Origin of the sequence: Geobacter hydrogenophilus (genome assembly GCF_018501225.1) — a bacterium.
Lineage (GTDB): Bacteria > Desulfobacterota > Desulfuromonadia > Geobacterales > Geobacteraceae > Geobacter > Geobacter hydrogenophilus.
The window spans coordinates 1-15146 of sequence record NZ_JAHCZI010000021.1 but is presented as its reverse complement, the minus strand read 5'-3'; the positions used below and the strand labels follow the sequence as shown (position 1 = coordinate 15146).

The following is a 15146-nucleotide window of genomic DNA, read 5'->3' as shown; positions in this document are numbered from 1 at the left end:
TTGAGAAGTTCTCTCCCAGGGAGTGGTACACTTTTCAATTCCCGTAACTGGTACACTTTTACGTTCCCATTGACAGGAATACCGCAAGCGTTTAATCAGGCTTGGTTATCGCGGCACGCTAGGAGGGTCGGACGATGAGGAATGATCCTGTCCCCCCCTCCTCTGACCTTCTCACCGTGGAGCAGTTCGCCGAACGGATGCAGGTATCCCGGACCACCGTCTTTGGCTGGATCAAGGCCGGTGCCCTCAAGGAAAGGGTCCATTATATCCGCCTCGGCCGGGTGCTCCGGTTCCGCTGGGGGGTTGATCTTTTCTTCAACCGCCAAACCCGGCCGAACAACGCGGAGGATGCCCCGGAAACGCCACCGCCGGCCACGGTCGGTACGCTGGATTCTCAGCGGGGCGAAGCCCCGGTCAACCGCCCGCCTTTGACTTTCGACCGGACCAAGGGGCCGGTCATGAACCTTGACTATTGATAATGCGATGAAAGGCCGCTATGCTCCCCTCGGACTTAAGACACACTGAAGGGGGGGTAACGGCCATGAGGTGACACAATGAGAATGAAGAAAGGCATGCTTGCCTTGGAAGAACCAGCAAGACAAATCGGAGCCATCAAGCGGCGTAAGGAGTCGAAGAAGCTCTATGTGGATTTCTACTACTTCGGGCGCAGGATAACCAGGTCAACGGAGCTGAACGACACCCCGGCCAATGAACGGAAGGTCCGGGCCTTTCTCGACAAGGTAATGCATCGGATCGAGGACGGGACGTTCAAGTTCGCGGAGGCGTTCCCGGGGGCCACGGAGGAAGAGAAGGAGTTCTTCACCCAACTGGAAGGAAGGGAGTACCGGCCGGAACCCCATCAGGTTCTTTTCGGGGAGTATGTGAAGGAGTGGATGGCAATGATCTTTCCCACCTTCGGCTCACCGACCAAGCGGCGGGACTACCGGGAGGCAATCGAAACGAGAATCCTTCCGGCCTTTCGGAACATGACGTTCCACCAGATAACCGGGATGGCGGTATTCCGGTTCACGGAGTCGCTGGTCTGGAAAAAGGGCATTCACAAGGGAAAGCCCCTCTCCACGGCCAGGAAGAGCAACATCCTGATTCCGTTTCGCTCCATCTGGAATGATGCCTGCGACCATTACCGTTGGGTGATCAAGAGTCCCTTCGACAACCTGAGAAAGCGGCTTCCCAAGACCGAGAAGAAGGAACACACGGTTATCCGCTTCGCCGACTGGCTCACGTTCCTTGACAACCTGGAAGAGCATTACCGCCCCATTGCGGAACTGATGATCTTGACCGGGATGATCCCCTCGGAGCTGGGGGGACTGCGGAAGGACGATATCGAAGGGGATTACCTCAACGTCCGCAACTCCTATGTCCTCGGCGTTGAGAAGAAGAGCCTCAAGACCGCCTTCCGGAAGAGGCAAATCAATATTACGGAAGCGATCAGGAAGCGGCTGGATCAGCTCACCGCTCGCAACAAATCTTCCTATCTCTGCACGATGGAGGACGGCTCACGGTTCAACAGCAGCCGTTTCTGCAAGGTCTGGAAGAAGGCGGTGGATCAGGCCGGGATTCCCTACGTTACCTCCTACTCGGCCCGGCACTCCTTCGCGGCGTGGAGTCTCATTATCGGGGTGAATCCTTTACGGCTCGTCAAGCTCATGGGTCATGCAAGTAAGCAGATGGTCTATGAGGTCTACGGGAACTACGTGGAGGGATTGGAAGAGGAGGCGGAGAACATCTTCCGCTATTTCGGCAGGGACTTAGTTATCCCCGGAAAAAGCAAATCCCCGATACCTTTTAGAGACAGTACCGGGGACAGTTTCGCGAACAACCTCATAACTTTCAGAGATTGTTAGATTTTTTTGGAGCGGGAAACGGGATTCGAACCCGCGACCTTCAGCTTGGGAAGCGCGCGGCCCCGTCTTTCACAAGCATCCACGATGTACCAGAAGCATCCCCACACACAATATATTACCTTTACATTCCAGTATTTTATCAATATTATCCTTTCACAAGTAATCTCGAAGCTCCATGGACAGCAGACACAAAAAGTGGTATGCAAGTGGTATGCAAGTAGCCATTCGGGAGGAGACGTGCCGTCATTCACTGATTTTTTCATCAAGAACCTCAAGCCCAAAAACAAGGCGTATCGAATCAGCGAAGGAAGGGGTGGATTCTGCATCGTTGTCCACCCCACCGGGAGCAAGTCCTTCTTGTACAGATACAAAATACACGGAAGAGACGCAGCCATCGCCCTAGGCAAATACCCTACAGAGGTCTCTCTTCTTGAAGCTAGGCAAAAATACAACAGAGCATATGAGGCATACAAATCCGGACAGGATCCCAAACTTTCGCTGAGTCCCCCACCTCCTGAAGGTTCTACCCCCGAGACACCATTGCCAGCGGGCGTTACCATCAAGGAGCTCATGGAGCTCTTTATTACAAATTGGTCTGAACACAATCACTCAAAACGCTGGAGTCGCGCCAACAGGCTTTGCCTCGAGAAAGACTTGATACCAGAGTGGGGTGAGAAGAAACCATCAGACCTAAAACCCAAGGATGCCTATAACCTTATTGATAAGGTTGCGAGGAGAGCGCCTGCCACAGCACGCAATCTCATTAAGGCAGCTGCCAGCATGTACGATTACGCCATTCGGCAAGAATATGTTGAATTTAACCCATTTGTTTTGAAATTTTCTAAACACAGCCCCAAAATTATTCCGAAATCAAGAGAAAGAATTCTGGATGAAGATGAAATCAGGTTCCTTTGGAAGGCTATTGACGATGGACCTGGCACATCCGAAGTGAAGCGTTCTATTAAGCTCATACTTATCACAGCGCAGCGTCCAGGCGAGGTTGCGGGCATGAGGTTTAGCGAAATTGACGGCAACTGGTGGACTATTCCTCCAGAACGTATAAAGACTGAAAAGAAAGTCGGTTTGGGGCATATACCCAGACCGCACATGGTGTATCTTACCCCTCTTGCAAAAGAACTGATAGGAGAGCCTGGGTGGGCTGGAGATATTGTTTTCCCAGCGATAAAAGGTCACAACAAACGAAAAGGCACCAAGTCGGCATACAAGTCTATTGACTCAAATGCCTTGAATAAAAGGATTTCTCGCAAAGATGAAAAAGGCCCAAAAGGCAAGAAAACAGTTGTCAAGGAACCGTATTATGGGCTTTCACAATGGGGGCCTCATGATTTACGGAGGACAGCGGATACAATGATGAATTCGATTGGAATTGATCACCGACATGTCGAGATGGTACTCAACCACTCCCTTGGTAAGGTTGAAGGTATTTACAATAAATATCAGTACAATGATGAGAAAAAAGCTGCACTGTTAAAATGGGAGTCTAAAATAAAAGATCTTATTAGCAATAGCCATGAAAGGCTAATATCAATATGAGAATATACAACAAAATATTAAATGATAGATATATAGACAAATATGTTTACGGCTTGTGCGATGTCAATGTAGATAATGTTATCAAAAATATACACATATTATTTAAAGATATAAGGCTCGTTCTTGATAATGAAGATGCTGGTAATGATATTTATGATTACATATTTGATTGTTTCGAATTTACTGATAATTTTGAGAATATAAATAATAGACTGTTATATATACGTGATAGAAAAATCATACGCGACAATTTTAATGCTATAAATAACACTATAATATATATGTGCGTAGATACGTTAAAGTATTTGATTGATATGTATCTTGAAATAAGCACCAATGGTATTAATATAGATGTAAATAAAAAACATGCTAAAGTTATAGAATGTAAGTTATTGCCATTTAAAAAACTGATCAATGATAAAATAGGTAGGATAAATAGATGCAAACCAATAGGTAAAACATCACAAGAATCTAGAATGGTATTGCATGAAATCAAAAACTATCTTAAAAACAATTACAGCAACTACATAAATACTGATAATCATAAATCAAAAGTAAGTTTAAGCAAAAAAATATGGGAACATTTTGCAAATTACACTTCACATAATCAATTGCACACAGACGACGGCTACGAGATATACATGGATAATGATGTTATTATTGAAGAATATAAAAATAAAACCAAAAAAATTGGCAGGAGGACTTTTGCGAATTATGTAACAAAAGCCAAAAAGGAGGTAATAGAAGAACAAAATTTCCTAGTAAGTTAACTTACCAGGAACCACCCGCTTTATGATGTTTCCATGATCAATCACGAATAGTGGAGGCGCGTCATGGAGCATCAAAGCTCGTCTGGAACCATTTATATTCCCCTACAAGCAGTAACACAGCTGATTAATCTCTCCGCAAGCTCCATAAGGCGCCTAGAATGTGCCGGAGATTTTCCCCAAAAACGAAAACTATCCGCTCGTAGAATCGGATATGTCCTGGCCGAGATACAAGCTTGGGCTGAAAACCGCAGTAAGGCCTGAGTTATGTGCAGTCATAATTGGGTCGTTGATCGCATTCGTGTGCTCTACGAAGATGCGAGCTATGAGGACATTCCGGCAACTATATGCTCGACGGACAATCCTGAGAGCAGATTAATTGCAGTGGAGGAGCTTAATCTAGCTATACGCTTAGCAATCGATCACCAGAAACCTCAGCAGGCAGTTGCCATAAAGTCGCTGGTTTCGGGGGATACAGACAATTATGCGGATGCAGCTCGTGCTGCTGGGATTACGCAGGTCCAGTTGCACCGGGCCATCAAGCGCATAAAACAAAGAATCGATTCCATAACTGCATGATCACACCTCGGCTTGTCAAGTTTCTCAATGCTGCCGAGCATTTAGAGCAAGTTACCGCAAGCGAGGAATGCAGCATAGGTTACGTAGCTCGTGGTATGGTTCAGGCATCAATGCCACATCGTGACCCAAACACTCTGATATTTCAAAGAAAAAACGGTAATCTGACACTAACAATGACGGCTATCACTCCTGGCATTGGGCTACCATTTGGTGCTGTTCCCAGATTGTTGCTGGCGTGGGTTGGCAGAGAGGTGATGGTTACAGGGAATCGACATATTACTCTCGGTGACAACCTTTCTGACTTCTTGCGTGAGATTGATCTGTTTCGCACTGGGGGTGCAAGAGGTGATATCACACGCCTTAAAGATCAAACTGCACGTCTATTCTCATCAGCTGTCAGCATTACGTATGACAATCATGTAGAATTACATTGCAAAAACATTATTGTCGCTGATGAATACCAGCTTTGGCACAATTACTTTGATGATTCATGCGGGAAAAGGTGGCGTTCAACTGTTACGCTGTCTCAACCGTTTTTTGAAGAGCTCGTCAAATCCCCAGTACCGATCGATCTCCGGGTTTTTAAAGCGCTTAAATCATCCCCAATGGCCATTGATATATACTCATGGCTGTCGCACAGATACAGCTATTTGAGGAAACAGTCACCGCCAATACCCTGGGCGTCACTTGAAATGCAGTTTGGGGCAGATTACACCCGTACAAGAGATTTTCGGTATGCCTTCCAGGAAGCGTTGCAAAAGGTCAAGATTGTCTACCCGAATGCAAAATTCCAAGTAACGACCACAGGCATGGTACTCCTACCGTCCCCACTTCATATTTCAAAGCGTTGACAAGCCTGTTGGAACAATAAGTTATCCGCGCTGATTAGGTCGCGCCGTTTTCGGCCAATCTGCGCTGATTTGGTCGCGACACACTTACTGAAATGCGCTGATTAGGTCGCGCGCTCCTGGCGTAAACCCTCATCAGCAAATAGCTTGCAGCGACTCCCTGTAGTTTTAAAACCCCTGTAGCAAAAGAATACCTGTAGTTGAGGAACAACCCATGTGGATAAATCAAAACACGTTACGACGAGAACACAACATCGGCGCATCGTCGCGCATAACAATCAAACAGAAACAACTGAAGTGCGGATTTCGACGTGAAGAGAGTCTTTGATTGCCAATAGAATCTTGGAGAGGTTTTCCATGGTTGGGTTGCCAGAGGCTGAAAGCATGCGATGCAAGCTCTTGCTTGGCTTATGCACTACCTGAGCGAGTTGCTCAAAACCAACCGTAGCATTAACCAGATCACGAAGGATCAGCTTGGCAGAATCAGGTTCTCCGTTAAGAAACAGGTTCAGGGCTTCATCAAGCAGAGCCTGCGCAAAAGCGGGGTCTTTTTGGACCCGTGCCACTACTGTTTGTTTATAATCTCTTGTAGATGCCATATTACACCTTCTCTCCAGATTTCTTCTTCTTGTACGATTCCCACAGCCCTAGAGCCCGTTCAATGTCCCTTTGCTGTCCTTTTTTAGTACCACCTCCAAGAAGGATGATGATCCGAGTACCCTCCTTGGCAAGGTAGATCCAGGCCCCCAATCAATCTTGTACTCGCCTATGCCCGAGAACCATTTAACATTTGAAAGATTGCCTTGCTCCATGCGCACCTTTGCCACCGTGACTTTGGCAGCTGCCAACGGATCAAGTGACAAAAACCACTCTTCATAAGGACTCTTGCCATCCTCGCGTATTAGCTCCAGCACTCTATAACTCATAGTCCCATAGTAACGTATATGTTACTGCGACGCAATACTAAATATTTCTTGTGAGCTGTGAAATTTTCCCCAAATTCGGTTCACAATGAAAAATGAAAGGGAAGAAATTCGCAACCGCATTGCACACAAATGAAAACAAATGCTAACGCCAGAAATAGATTCAACGTCAAATAGCTAAATCAAATCAGGCCATTAGAGCTGAACAGTAAACAAACAAAACAGTTCACAGCTTAATAAGATTGGAGAGTTTTTTAGCAGCATCATTGCCCGGTGTACCAGAGTCGCCGCCATAATATGGCCCGGCCGGACACCACCAACGGGATTGGCCAACCTAAGCAAGGCCCTTTCGTTTTGAGGTTACTCCTCTCCCTCACACGATCGTATGCACACCAGTAATCCGACGACAACCGGGAGTCCCCCGGTAATGGCACCCCTGGGAAGGTGTTTCCGCTCAACAGCGAAGCAATAGTTGACTCGGAATCTGAGGACGGACCAGGAAACCCCTGACATCCGGCAAGCTGGAAACTTGTTTACTGGTGGGCAAATAGAGGAACTGTATGGCGTGATCCATCGGTAGAGTCCCGGCTCACGACAGACAGCAGGACAGCTGGCAGGAATACTTGTCAGGTCCACATATAAGGGATTCTACGAAGAGCAGTAAGACGGAGCTGCTACCGTAATAAAGAGCATGTCATCTCACCACACGGGCCATAACGGCCAGAGGTAATCAATGTTGCACAGATGGCCAACATCATTACATTCACAGACCGAAGCGGTTTTTCATGCGGTCCGCTCGATGCGCGAGACAAAGGCGGACAGCACCCAGGGCATCCGCTCCTTCGGTTCTTGGAAGGTCTACAAGTACGAGGCTCATCGTTTCTCGGCGATCATGATCGGGAAAGGACTGACTTCCATCCTTGATAGTGTGTCCTTCCACGACACCATGGCGGCGTACCTTGAAGAGCGGCTGGCGCATTATGTTGAGAAAAAACGCTCCCGTCAGACCATGGAGACCATCCTGTCGGCACTGGGAAAGTTCGAGTACGCCATCAATCATTATATTGAGATCCATGCTCTGGAGATACCCCGCATGAACACGGAACCGTTGCGCATTGAATTCTACGCCAAAAGCAGAAAGCTGCTTCGGAAGTCGAGCAAGCTCTTCGACAACCGGGCCTATCCCGATCCGCTCCGGCTGATCGCCGCTATCAGCGATCGGACTTTCCAGTTGCAGGCGTCATTGCAATACGAAGGAGGCCTGCGCACAGAAGGGGTCGGCGCTCCCAGCAACCGACGGTTGAAAAATCCCCTGATCAGTGACGGACTGCATGGCATTACTGCTGATCCGATCACCGGGTTGCCGGCAGGCATTGTCGCCTCGGTGGAGAAAGGTGGCAAGGAAACCGAACACTACGTCTCCGTCCAGACCTACCGCAGGCTCGAGGAACATATTTCCCGTTACGGAAAGCTGGAAAGCGACTACTTCGCTTATGTGGAGGCAATCAATGCCGCGGCACACAAGACCGGCCAGTATGCCCCGGGCCGCGGGAGCCACGGACTGAAACACAACTTCGCCCAGGAACGTTACCTGGAGTGCATCAAGCACGGCATGAGCCATGAGCAGGCCCTACAACAGACCTCCCTGGAAACCTCCCACTTCCGGCTGCGGGAAACACTGACCTACACGAGAGGATGACGTGATCGAGCAACTGAACCTGATAACCGGCCTGACGGAGAATGATCGAAAAAAGCTCTTTTCCTGGTTAGCATCGCTTCCGGAGGAGAAGATCATCGAGATTTTCCAGGATGGCGTTAAGAAAGCGTACCAAATCAAAGAGGAACGCCCCGACATCCCTGGCCGAATCACCAAGTATTGCGCTTTCATCACGGCCGCCCGCAAGGGGGGATGGGATACCATCAAGGGGAAAGGTTACCGAGTGGCTGATCAGGAACAGTATGAAGATTTCTCCCATCTACGCAAGGCCAGTGCTGCCACATTGATCAGCAAAGGGAGAATACCGGTACTACGCCGGAAAGTGCTTGCTTACTGGGGCGAGGTCAGGGAGTTAAAGGCTGATGGTATGGGATTCCGCCCTATCGCAGCTTATCTTCAGAGCAAGCGGAAAGTGAAGGTCTCGGCAACGTACCTTACAAACTTATGGAACGAGGTGGAAAATGGTAAGTTTTCATCATAGGGGGATAATCATTGAGGCCACAGTCGAGACAGTTCCATGTGCCTTCATGCTGGAAAATCAGCCCAGAATGCGGATTGACAGGATACCGGATGTCCGAGTCAATTTCTGGGGCTATATCATACAAAATGGGAACTTGGATGGGCTCGCATTCGTCAAGTCATGCACCCAATATTTTTTGCAATGTTACTGGAAGCGTAGCAGCAAACAAGGAACCAGGATCGAATTAGGAAAAACGCTGAACGATGGCGAAAAAAGCGACGTCGAAAAAACGCTCAATATTGTCGCCAGACAAAAAGACAATCAGCACTATCTGCATATTTATGTGCAGGAAAATGGGAGGACGACAAACGAAGTATATTTGGATGGTCAAGAAACAATAATGCTCGATATCGCTCTTGGCAAAGCCGTAAATCTGCTAACGCCAACTCCACACTTCGTTTCACCATACCCATTTGGTTATTACTGAATTACACATTTTGACAGATTATGGGGCTATTGATGGTGATCGGTAGGATATTTGGCCCCATATCGGTAGATGTAGTCGTAACTGTAACCGCAATACTCATCGCAGCTACAACGACGGCCTTTGTCGCCCAACAATCGGGGAAGGATTCCGAAACAGAATAAACTGGCGGCAAAAAGCATGAAAATAACCATAGTTGCCTGGAGCCCTATCGTGTGCCACATGAAGGTTCCGAGGACCAAGTATACGAAAACAAAGAAAATGATCTGTTTGTTGTTCACACTATTGTTAGCTGCCTCCCTTGGATTTTGTGTCAGTGATTGCCGCTAACTCTTCTGGCAGCATTATCTCGAATGGTTCTTTATTTTTCGAAACTGCGACCACCTTTGCTCCGTTAAGGCCAACATACTCAGCTACAACAGTCTCACCTTTTTCCCATGCTTCGAGGTTGCGAGCCTGTAGGCCCTGATTGCCTTCTGCGAAAACTCCCTGAGGTATGAGTCCTACTGCCTTTACCCACGCAGCTTTTAAATTGAGCTTTTCCTGCGGTATCTGATCTATCTTGACTCGCTTTGTTTCACCATTTTCTCGCCAAACAGCATATTCGCCCCACTTGTACTGGCCATTCTCACCCCAGAAAATGGACGGTGTTTTTGAAACACATGCCGATAACTTTTCTGAGGTTTTTCCTAGTTTAGGTTTCCCAAACCCTGAGAACAAATCCACCGCTGATGCGGCAAGACCAATCAACCCGGCACCAGGCACTCCGGCTAGTGCGTTGAGAGAAGCAGCCGTTTCAACATTGCGAGCGACAGTGTTCGGACCAGAACAGGCTGTTATAGTCAGCATCATAAACCCTGGCAGCAAAATGCGATACTTCATCTCCCACTCCTTTTCATTGTATAGGTATAGAGCAAAACTGCAGTGATTGCAGCCAATTGGAACATCACATGCAAACTAAAATGAAATAATATTAATTGCAATATTTCGCTTGAAAATAATTTTCTAATGCACATAATAGCATCTATATGGCGTTCAAAACTAACAAAATATTCAATAATTACAGATATATCTCTGGTGTCTGGAAAGGACCAGGTGGTATATGAAGACAATTACGTGTCCGACTACGACAGGCGGCAGCGAGGATTCAGTTCCTCTGCCGCCTTCGTCTTTTTTCAAGCACTGTGTCCTACACAGACACAGTGGATGGAAGATGAAACCAACAGCATTCGGTTTTATGTCAACAGCAACCGCAGGAGGGGAGACTCATGTCCAACTACAGCCATTATGAAGATATCAAGAACCGCCTCGAAGCTGGCTTCAATCCTGAGCAAGCCGAATTGCTTGCCGAAGTTATCATCCAGTCACGGAATCAGACAGAGTTGACCACTAAGGCTCAGCCAAGCCCGGAGGAGCTGCGGCGGAAGTTGAAGACTATCAACCGCTCCATCATAATAATTGTGTTCCAGGAGGTTTTTGCCCTGGTGGTTGGGGGCGTCCTGATCGCCGATTACGTCCGCACCAGAATCATCACCGGGTACGATGTCTTTCTCTTCTCCATGTGGGGGCTATTGGTAGTGGCTTGCTTGGTGGTACTCGCAGACCTTATTTCAAGGCGCAATAGATTGAAGCGGTCGACTGAATCCACGTCCAAGCAAAGCTGAAACATGTCGGAATATCCTTCTCGGCAAGACAACGCAATTCGTAACCGTGAGTATTGCCATGTGCTCACTTTTTTGGAGGAGGCCCAGCAGCACGGATTGGATTATGCGGAACAACGGTTACTGCAGCGACTTGATATGGGTCTGTGTGAAGCAACGGAACTTGGTATCGCTGTCGGTGGGATCGCTCAACGTATTGAGCAGAAATATTGTTTCTATCACTGGTGGTACGTAGCAGTAATCGGGCTGGCTATCATCGCGATCCCGCTTTACCTGTATGTCTTAACTGTAAGTAGCTTCCCAATTCGATTGCGGCAGAGTTTCTGCTCGATAATTGCAGCGCTCATCATATTCATTCGCCTCTACACTGGTTTCCTACAAGAGCTTATTGAAAAACATCGCCTGTACCGTTCCGAAATGGCGGCGTTATCCAGAATCATCGGCGGCGATCAGAGCCATTAAAGTCAGAATTCAAAACTGTGTCATTTCAGTCAACGTGCGTTGACTAAAACGACAAGGCGGAGCGAATGAAACATTACATTGCATATCTCAGGGTATCGACCGACAAGCAAGGGGAGCAAGGTCACGGAATCAGTGCACAGCGCAATGCTATCGGGAGCTACATGGGGGCACATGGTGGAGAGCTGCTTGAAGAGTACGTTGAGGTCGAAAGTGGGAAGAAAAATGACCGACCAGCCCTTCAGAAAGCCATAAGCCGCTGCAAGATGTCCCGGGCGACCTTAATCATAGCCAAGTTGGACCGACTTTCCAGAAATCTGGCCTTCGTTGCCAACCTCATGGATGCGGGGATCGATTTTATAGCGTGTGACAATCCCTACGCAAATAAGCTGACCATCCACATCTTGGCTGCAATTGCAGAGCACGAGCGGGAAATGATCAGCCGACGAACCAGGGAAGCCCTGGCCGCCGCTAAGGCGAAAGGGGTAAAGCTCGGTGGCCACCGTGGAGCCATCCTTACCAAGGGAATCCAGCTCCAGGGACTCAAAGAGCGTCGGGCTCGAGCCAAGGATTACGCAGCAGATGTCTATCCAACGATCCGTGAGCTACTGGATTCCGGACACAGCCTGAATGCAACCGCCCAAGCCCTCAATAGTCGTCGAATCCTCACGGCTCGCGGTTTTATGTGGACTGCAAAATCGGTCAGTCGCATCCTGCAGACGGCGGAAGACTGCTGAGTTTACTATATCAAGGGGGTCCCTTCAGAAAACGGAAGATATAGCACGCTAAGGTGCGCCGAAGCTTGTCCACCGATCCCCTGTCGCGGTCGGACAGGGGTGAATCCTAACTTTGTTCCACAAGTTGGGATTTGCGGTTCTAAACGAATCGACCGGCGAATATATATTTCCGCTTGATCTAGGGCAGCGCCTGATTTAAGGTGCCATTAATGTCTTGGGCCCATCCCTAGTTTACTGGAACCGGGCTGTCGCTGCCAATCTGAGATAAGTGAAAAAAGCATCTGCATGACTCGAGCGTTTGAAAAGAAGCTTATCTAAAAGGAGGGTTATGAAATGGCTTACAGAACAAAGACGTATATCGCAGCCGATTGGAGCGGCGATAAAGATGCAGTTGACCAACTCAATAAATGGAATGATAGCAAATATTGGAGTTTGTCATTTACCGATGCTCACGAATTGACGCAAGCAAGAGACGGAAGCCTAAACTGCAGCATTAAAACATCACTTAGCACTAGACTCGATGCTTCTAAAACTTTCATACTTATTGTTGGATCAGATACAAAGACTGTAAGAAGTGGGAGCTGCCAATACTGTGATAGTTGCAATAGTAGTACAAAGAGTTGCAAGCGTGGGTATTCAGTGGATTATCGTAGCTATATAGAATATGAGTGCGATAAAGCTATCCGTGATAGATTGAAAATTATTGTATTGTACAATGCAGCAAAAGTAGAAAAATCTAAATGTCCAGATGCCATAAAGAATGAAGGCTCTCATGTTGCTATGTGTTATCTCAAAGATGGAACCTATTACTGGGATTATCAAGCTGTAAAAGATGCGATAGGCTAATGACACAATGAAAAATGTACCGGCTCTTCGTGCCACGCTGAGCAAAAAGCCTTATTGAGAACGCATTGAGTAATAAGGACTTCTGGTCACGATAAAGACAAATCCCGGTATCTTTCGATACGATATTTTAAAGATACATCGTGAAGGAAATAAGGCCAAAGCATGACAAAGGTAAGTTTCTTTGATAGGAGGATATTTGCGCAGTTTCTCAAGTTCACTTCCGTGATAAGCACCACGTTATCGCTGGTTGTGCTCTTTGTTGACATACCAACAAAGTACAAGATCACTTGTGGATGGATTTTTCTGGTGCTATTGGCCTTAACCTATCTTATAATTTGGGTTTGGTCTAACAATCTGAACAAAATCGATATCAGCATTGAAGGAAGCGATGTTACGATCAAAGTCGGTGACATCTTTGAGCAGCAGGGGTTAAAGGCGATCGCTTTTAACGAGTATTTTGATACTCAGGTGGACAACAGAATTATTGCCGAGGAATCGCTAAACGGCATCTTTATCAAGAAGCACCTTGGTGTGCCTATCTCAGAGCTGGATCGTCATATCGAAAATTATGCTTTTGACCGCAGCGAGATCCTAGAGCAGAATTCACGTAGACATCTGGGAAAGAAAGTGCGTTATCATATCGGGACTATTTGCGTCTACAAGGACTATCTGCTGACTGCATTTTCAAAGTTTGACGAGAACAACAGAGCTGAGCTTACCATGCCGGAATACCTAGAATTCCTGATCAATTTCTGGGATAAGGTGAACAATATATACGGCCAACAGAACGTATCCACTACGATCTTTGGATCGGGAATTACACGCATCAAAGGGCACAAAACCATCAGCGATGAAGATCTTCTAAAGATCATGTTGTGGACGTTCCGAATTAGCGAAATGCGATTCAAGTATCCGGCTAGGCTTACCGTTGTGATTCACAAGGATAAGATCAACAAAATTAATCTTCTCGACATCAAGTCTACGAGAAACGGCGTATAGCAATCTCTTGCCACTGCCCACTTTTGTTCACGACTGGGGGGCCAACACGGACTCGAACTTCTGATCAACCCAATATCAAAAAGTTGGGTTTCGCGGAGACGCAGTAATCCTTGTAATAACGATGGATTGCGGCGTTTTGCGTTCTCGGCGTTTGTTTCGGCGTACTTTTGAATATAAAGTATTGCCGGTTTTAGATATAAAACTTGGGATTTTTCAAGAGGAGGAATCCGCCACCCCTTAGTGTGCTATATTTTCCGTTTTTTGAAGGGATCCCAACAAGAGAGGACTTGTCTTCTGCTTCCCGTTCACATCTCCTCAAACTTCTTATACATCCAACCCCGCTCCGTTCACCCGCAACCACTCCTTCCGCTCACGATACGATGGAATAACCTTATCCACCTCGTTCCAGAAGGCGTCAGTGTGGTCCAGGTAGTAGAAGTGACAAAGTTCGTGAACCACGATGTAATCAACGATCGTTTGCGGTGCCATAATGCACTTCCAATGGAAAGCCAAGTTGCCGTTCGGCGAGCATGAGGCCCAACGGTTGCCGAGCTCTCTGATATCGACATCCCGGGGGACAACGCCGACCTTCGGTGCATAATAATTCACGCGCTGAGTGATCCGCTCAATTCCTCGGTTGATGTAGTACTCTCGAAAAGCAGCCTTGGCAGCCTCTATCGCCCCTTCGTCCACCAGGTCACGCCGAAGACAGAATCGCCCGTTCTTCAGCAGCAATGGCTCCGATTGCTCAGACACCAGCATCAGACGGTAGGAACGCCCCAGGTAGAGAAAACCCTCGCCGTTCCTGTATTCCCGCAGGACACGGGTGGCGTTCAGGTCCCGCCACTCGGCGAGGTTTTGATAGATCCAGTAACGCTTTGCTTCGATCATGTCCTCGATCCGTTCGTCGGGAATCGACTCGGGCGCGCGGACCAGCACTTGCCCATTGCGCTCTATAATGATGTCGGCCGTGGCACGACGGCTCCGAACTACCTGGTAGGAGATATCACCTTTCCGTCTCGCACTCACTTCAACAACTCCTGGTGGCGTTTCTCCGCTAGCTTCACAATCTCCACGGCGATCCGTTCATGTTTATCGATGAGCTGTGGTATCTCCGTCAGCAGGATCTCAGTGTCGATGTTGCCCCGGAGTTTTTTCACCTCGATCGGCTTGTCACTGGTAATGCAATAATGGCCCAAAAGCGGGAATGAAAAGTGTACCACCCTGGGACCTATGGTATCCCTCTC

General features: G+C 47.7%; 19 protein-coding genes. 14 read left to right on the top strand and 5 right to left on the bottom strand.

Annotated elements, in window-relative coordinates; translation table 11 throughout:
• The first annotated feature begins 134 nt into the window (after window positions 1-134).
• The 6 genes from KI811_RS18240 to KI811_RS18215 all read left to right on the top strand — a co-directional run bounded on the left by KI811_RS18240 (window position 135) and on the right by KI811_RS18215 (window position 5616).
• Window positions 135-476, top strand: a complete 342-nt coding sequence (locus tag KI811_RS18240) for a helix-turn-helix domain-containing protein (protein ID WP_214187900.1) — start codon at window positions 135-137, stop codon at window positions 474-476.
• A gap of 78 nt (window positions 477-554) precedes the next feature.
• On the top strand, window positions 555-1865 hold the full coding sequence (locus tag KI811_RS18235) for an Arm DNA-binding domain-containing protein (protein ID WP_214187899.1): 1311 nt from the start codon (window positions 555-557) through the stop codon (window positions 1863-1865).
• A gap of 237 nt (window positions 1866-2102) precedes the next feature.
• Complete coding sequence (locus tag KI811_RS18230; RefSeq protein ID WP_214187898.1) at window positions 2103-3419, top strand: tyrosine-type recombinase/integrase; 1317 nt, start codon at window positions 2103-2105, stop codon at window positions 3417-3419.
• Window positions 3416-4189: a hypothetical protein gene (locus tag KI811_RS18225; protein ID WP_214187897.1), complete on the top strand. Its 774-nt coding sequence runs from the start codon at window positions 3416-3418 to the stop codon at window positions 4187-4189. Before KI811_RS18230 ends, KI811_RS18225 begins: the two co-directional genes overlap by 4 nt.
• 63 nt (window positions 4190-4252) lie before the next feature.
• Window positions 4253-4450 (top strand): helix-turn-helix transcriptional regulator, encoded by a 198-nt coding sequence (locus tag KI811_RS18990; RefSeq protein ID WP_214187896.1) that lies wholly within the window; start codon window positions 4253-4255, stop codon window positions 4448-4450.
• A gap of 311 nt (window positions 4451-4761) precedes the next feature.
• Window positions 4762-5616 carry a replication protein RepA gene (locus tag KI811_RS18215; protein ID WP_214187895.1) on the top strand — a complete coding sequence of 285 codons (855 nt, stop codon included), beginning with the start codon at window positions 4762-4764 and terminating at the stop codon, window positions 5614-5616.
• Window positions 5617-5891: 275 nt separating this feature from the next.
• Here KI811_RS18215 and KI811_RS18210 read toward each other — a convergent pair whose 3' ends face one another.
• Entirely contained in the window at window positions 5892-6212 is a 321-nt protein-coding gene (locus tag KI811_RS18210; RefSeq protein WP_214187894.1) for a helix-turn-helix domain-containing transcriptional regulator, read from the bottom strand.
• A 48-nt stretch (window positions 6213-6260) separates the two neighbouring features.
• On the bottom strand, window positions 6261-6527 hold the full coding sequence (locus KI811_RS18205) for a hypothetical protein (protein ID WP_246551873.1): 267 nt from the start codon (window positions 6525-6527) through the stop codon (window positions 6261-6263).
• Window positions 6528-7335: 808 nt separating this feature from the next.
• Between KI811_RS18205 and KI811_RS18200 the strand changes: the two genes are divergently transcribed.
• Genes KI811_RS18200 through KI811_RS18190 form a run of 3 tightly spaced genes read left to right on the top strand, consistent with a single transcriptional unit; the run spans window position 7336 to window position 9200 of the window.
• Window positions 7336-8235 carry a hypothetical protein gene (locus KI811_RS18200; protein WP_246551872.1) on the top strand — a complete coding sequence of 300 codons (900 nt, stop codon included), beginning with the start codon at window positions 7336-7338 and terminating at the stop codon, window positions 8233-8235.
• Window position 8236: 1 nt separating this feature from the next.
• Window positions 8237-8734, top strand: coding sequence for a hypothetical protein (locus KI811_RS18195; protein WP_214187892.1), 498 nt, complete (start codon window positions 8237-8239; stop codon window positions 8732-8734).
• Window positions 8715-9200, top strand: a complete 486-nt coding sequence (locus tag KI811_RS18190) for a hypothetical protein (protein WP_214187891.1) — start codon at window positions 8715-8717, stop codon at window positions 9198-9200. The genes KI811_RS18195 and KI811_RS18190 overlap by 20 nt, the downstream gene beginning before the upstream one ends.
• Before the next feature lie 285 nt (window positions 9201-9485).
• Here KI811_RS18190 and KI811_RS18185 read toward each other — a convergent pair whose 3' ends face one another.
• On the bottom strand, window positions 9486-10079 hold the full coding sequence (locus KI811_RS18185) for a hypothetical protein (protein ID WP_214187890.1): 594 nt from the start codon (window positions 10077-10079) through the stop codon (window positions 9486-9488).
• A gap of 386 nt (window positions 10080-10465) precedes the next feature.
• Here KI811_RS18185 and KI811_RS18180 point away from each other — a divergent pair, with 386 nt between their 5' ends.
• The 5 genes from KI811_RS18180 to KI811_RS18160 all read left to right on the top strand — a co-directional run bounded on the left by KI811_RS18180 (window position 10466) and on the right by KI811_RS18160 (window position 13899).
• Window positions 10466-10861, top strand: a complete 396-nt coding sequence (locus tag KI811_RS18180; RefSeq protein ID WP_214187889.1) for a hypothetical protein — start codon at window positions 10466-10468, stop codon at window positions 10859-10861.
• A gap of 3 nt (window positions 10862-10864) precedes the next feature.
• Window positions 10865-11320 carry a hypothetical protein gene (locus KI811_RS18175; protein WP_214187888.1) on the top strand — a complete coding sequence of 152 codons (456 nt, stop codon included), beginning with the start codon at window positions 10865-10867 and terminating at the stop codon, window positions 11318-11320.
• 65 nt (window positions 11321-11385) lie between these two features.
• On the top strand, window positions 11386-12054 hold the full coding sequence (locus tag KI811_RS18170; RefSeq protein ID WP_214187887.1) for a recombinase family protein: 669 nt from the start codon (window positions 11386-11388) through the stop codon (window positions 12052-12054).
• 333 nt (window positions 12055-12387) lie between these two features.
• On the top strand, window positions 12388-12900 hold the full coding sequence (locus KI811_RS18165; protein WP_214187886.1) for a TIR domain-containing protein: 513 nt from the start codon (window positions 12388-12390) through the stop codon (window positions 12898-12900).
• A 162-nt stretch (window positions 12901-13062) separates the two neighbouring features.
• Window positions 13063-13899: a macro domain-containing protein gene (locus KI811_RS18160; protein ID WP_214187885.1), complete on the top strand. Its 837-nt coding sequence runs from the start codon at window positions 13063-13065 to the stop codon at window positions 13897-13899.
• 324 nt (window positions 13900-14223) lie between these two features.
• Here the strand turns inward: KI811_RS18160 and KI811_RS18155 are convergent, their stop codons facing one another.
• Both KI811_RS18155 and KI811_RS18150 read right to left on the bottom strand, forming a co-directional pair.
• A complete protein-coding gene (locus tag KI811_RS18155) occupies window positions 14224-14928 on the bottom strand; it encodes a M48 family metallopeptidase (protein WP_214187884.1) in 705 nt (234 codons plus the stop codon).
• Window positions 14925-15146 (bottom strand): hypothetical protein (locus tag KI811_RS18150; protein ID WP_214187883.1); only part of this gene is annotated, 222 nt, incomplete at its 5' end. The genes KI811_RS18155 and KI811_RS18150, both read right to left, overlap by 4 nt.

Excerpts from the sequence above, each read along its gene's own strand:
- KI811_RS18240 (WP_214187900.1), top strand. The coding sequence starts at position 135 with ATGAGGAATGATCCTGTCCCCCCCTCCTCTGACCTTCTCACCGTGGAG.
- KI811_RS18235 (WP_214187899.1), top strand. The coding sequence starts at position 555 with ATGAGAATGAAGAAAGGCATGCTTGCCTTGGAAGAACCAGCAAGACAA.
- KI811_RS18225 (WP_214187897.1), top strand. The coding sequence starts at position 3,416 with ATGAGAATATACAACAAAATATTAAATGATAGATATATAGACAAATAT.
- KI811_RS18990 (WP_214187896.1), top strand. The coding sequence starts at position 4,253 with ATGGAGCATCAAAGCTCGTCTGGAACCATTTATATTCCCCTACAAGCA.
- KI811_RS18215 (WP_214187895.1), top strand. The coding sequence starts at position 4,762 with ATGATCACACCTCGGCTTGTCAAGTTTCTCAATGCTGCCGAGCATTTA.
- KI811_RS18210 (WP_214187894.1), bottom strand. The coding sequence starts at position 6,212 with ATGGCATCTACAAGAGATTATAAACAAACAGTAGTGGCACGGGTCCAA.
- KI811_RS18200 (WP_246551872.1), top strand. The coding sequence starts at position 7,336 with ATGCGCGAGACAAAGGCGGACAGCACCCAGGGCATCCGCTCCTTCGGT.
- KI811_RS18190 (WP_214187891.1), top strand. The coding sequence starts at position 8,715 with ATGGTAAGTTTTCATCATAGGGGGATAATCATTGAGGCCACAGTCGAG.
- KI811_RS18185 (WP_214187890.1), bottom strand. The coding sequence starts at position 10,079 with ATGAAGTATCGCATTTTGCTGCCAGGGTTTATGATGCTGACTATAACA.
- KI811_RS18180 (WP_214187889.1), top strand. The coding sequence starts at position 10,466 with ATGTCCAACTACAGCCATTATGAAGATATCAAGAACCGCCTCGAAGCT.
- KI811_RS18175 (WP_214187888.1), top strand. The coding sequence starts at position 10,865 with ATGTCGGAATATCCTTCTCGGCAAGACAACGCAATTCGTAACCGTGAG.
- KI811_RS18170 (WP_214187887.1), top strand. The coding sequence starts at position 11,386 with ATGAAACATTACATTGCATATCTCAGGGTATCGACCGACAAGCAAGGG.
- KI811_RS18165 (WP_214187886.1), top strand. The coding sequence starts at position 12,388 with ATGGCTTACAGAACAAAGACGTATATCGCAGCCGATTGGAGCGGCGAT.
- KI811_RS18160 (WP_214187885.1), top strand. The coding sequence starts at position 13,063 with ATGACAAAGGTAAGTTTCTTTGATAGGAGGATATTTGCGCAGTTTCTC.